1 protein-coding gene is annotated in these 235 nt (G+C 60.4%); it reads left to right on the top strand.

All coding sequences use genetic code 11. The annotated features are described in order from the left end of the window. A partial coding sequence (locus tag ACFZPT_RS27065) for a methyl-accepting chemotaxis protein (protein ID WP_379559185.1) occupies positions 1-235 on the top strand: 235 nt, incomplete at both ends.

The raw sequence follows: 235 nt of genomic DNA, 5'->3' as shown, positions 1-235 counted from the left end.
ATGCACTCGGTAATGGGCGCCGCCGACCTTGTAAACGCCAAGCTGGAGATCCTCAATGAGAAGTCCGGCAACATCAACCAAGTGGTGGTGACCATCGTCAAGGTCGCCTACCAGACCAACCTGCTGTCGCTCAATGCCGCTATCGAAGCCGAGAATGCCGGTGAGTACGGTCGAGGCTTCTCCATGGTCGCCACCGAGTTGCGGCGCCTGGCCGACCAGACTGCCGTGGCCACGT

Origin of the sequence: Pseudomonas sp. MD330_10 (genome assembly GCF_042610415.1) — a bacterium.
In the GTDB taxonomy this organism is placed as follows: domain Bacteria; phylum Pseudomonadota; class Gammaproteobacteria; order Pseudomonadales; family Pseudomonadaceae; genus Aquipseudomonas; species Aquipseudomonas rhodesiae.
Note: the sequence above shows the minus strand (reverse complement) of the source record. Positions and strands in the feature narration are given on the sequence as shown.